General features: G+C 46.0%; 1 protein-coding gene. It reads left to right on the top strand.

Going from position 1 to position 837, the window contains the following annotated elements:
- Positions 1-6 precede the first annotated feature (6 nt).
- The coding region (locus D9603_RS21295) for a condensation domain-containing protein (RefSeq protein WP_277750235.1) at positions 7-837 on the top strand (831 nt) is incomplete at its 3' end.

Here is an 837-nt window from a genome sequence, read left to right as displayed (position 1 = left end):
TGGTCAATGGAAATCCTGATGAAGGAGTTTTTTGCACTGTATCATGCGCAAGAAGCAGGTGAAGCTAGCCCCTTACCAGAACTCGCGGTGCAGTATGCTGATTATGCTCATTGGCAGCGTCACTATTTGGCACAAGAGCAGCTTGAGGGTCAGTTGGATTATTGGGAGCAGCAACTTGAAGGGTTACCTGCACTTCATAGTTTGCCATTAGATAAAGCAAGGCCAGCACAAAAGCAATATCAAGGTGCGCGAGTCACAGGAGTCTTACCCAAAGAATTGGCACAAGCACTTCTGAAGGTGGCGCAGCAATTCAAAATCACTCCGTTTATGTTATTGCATGGAGCCTTATCGTTACTCCTGTCGAGGCATGGCAACAGTAAGGATGTGGTCATAGGCACACCAATAGCGAATCGGGAGCAGCGAGAGCTGGCACCATTGATAGGGTTTTTCGTCAACACCTTAGTGCTAAGAGCGGATACTGGTCATAATACAGTAGGTGAGTATTTAGCACACATAAGACAAGTTAATCTAGATGCACAAGCAAATCAGTCAGCGCCCTTTGAGCAAATAGTCGAGCGTTTGAAAGTGCCACGCAGTGGCTCACACAGCCCACTATTTCAAATCATGATGACGACCAATAGTGACTATGGTTTATCGAGTGATGCGGATAAAGCAGGGTTTAAGCTACCAGGTGTGACGGTTAAGCCGTACAGTGGTGACAGTGTACAGGCGAAATTTGATTTGGATGTCGATATTCAAATTAATGAGCAAGGTGTTACCGTGCACTGGAATTATGATGTGAGCCTGTTCGACAAAGGACATATTGCCCAGCTGAAT

Source organism: Pseudoalteromonas sp. PS5 (assembly GCF_004103255.1).
GTDB classification, from domain to species: domain Bacteria; phylum Pseudomonadota; class Gammaproteobacteria; order Enterobacterales; family Alteromonadaceae; genus Pseudoalteromonas; species Pseudoalteromonas peptidolytica.
Note: the sequence above shows the minus strand (reverse complement) of the source record. Positions and strands in the feature narration are given on the sequence as shown.